1 protein-coding gene is annotated in these 957 nt (G+C 54.1%); it reads left to right on the top strand.

From position 1 onward, the window contains the following. On the top strand, positions 1–957 hold a 957-nt coding region (locus BGP75_RS09190), incomplete at both ends, for a cadherin domain-containing protein (RefSeq protein ID WP_143821023.1).

Here is a 957-nt window from a genome sequence, read left to right as displayed (position 1 = left end):
ACTGAGCGTGGCCGAAAACCAGACCAGCGTCACCACGGTGAGCGCAACAGACCCGGATAATGGCGACGTCCCAACCTTTAGCATCAGCGGTGGTGCCGATGCCGCACGTTTCAGCATTGATACTAACAGTGGTGTGTTAACCTTTGCTGCAACCCCCAATTTCGAACTACCCACCGATGCCGACACCAACAACGACTATGTCGTGGAAGTCACCGCCAGTGACGGTAAGGGCGGCACCGATACACAAACGCTGACGGTCAGTGTCACCGATGTGAACGATGCTCCCGTGCTGACCAGTGATACCAGTCTGACGGTGTCTGAAGGTAACCTGCCGGTCACCACTCTTGTCGCAACAGACGATGAAAACAACCCCATCACCTTCAGTCTGGCCGGTGGCGCTGATGCCAGCCTGTTCACTATTAATGCCACCAGCGGAGCGCTGAACTTTACCTCAAGGCCCAACTTTGAGAAGCCTGTGGATGTCGGCAATAATAATAGCTATGTCGTGAATGTCTCGGTCACCGACTCCATTGGCGCCAGTAGCCAGAAAACCTTCACCATCAATGTCACCGATGTTGATGAAGCGCCAGTATTGGGGGAGAAAACCTTCTCCGTGCAGGAAGGTAGCAGCAATGTCGGCACCTTGTTAGCCACTGACTCCGACCAGGGATCAACCCTGAGCTACAGCCTGGGAGGCAGTGATGCCAGCCTGTTTAGCCTTAACAGCAGCACCGGAGTACTGAACTTTATTCAAGCCCCCAGTTTTAGCACACCATTGGATCAGAACGGGGATAACCGCTATGAAATCACGGTAACGGCCACCGACAACACCAACCTGAGCACTCAGGCGAATGTGTTTGTGCAGGTGAGTAACCTGAATGATGCCCCGGTACTCTCCCCACAAGGCTTTACGGTGGCAGAAAACACCACCCAGGTCGGCACCATTACAGCTACCGA

This window comes from Motiliproteus sp. MSK22-1 (genome assembly GCF_001968815.1).
Taxonomy (GTDB): domain Bacteria; phylum Pseudomonadota; class Gammaproteobacteria; order Pseudomonadales; family Balneatricaceae; genus Motiliproteus.
This window is presented reverse-complemented; position numbering and strand designations above follow the sequence as displayed.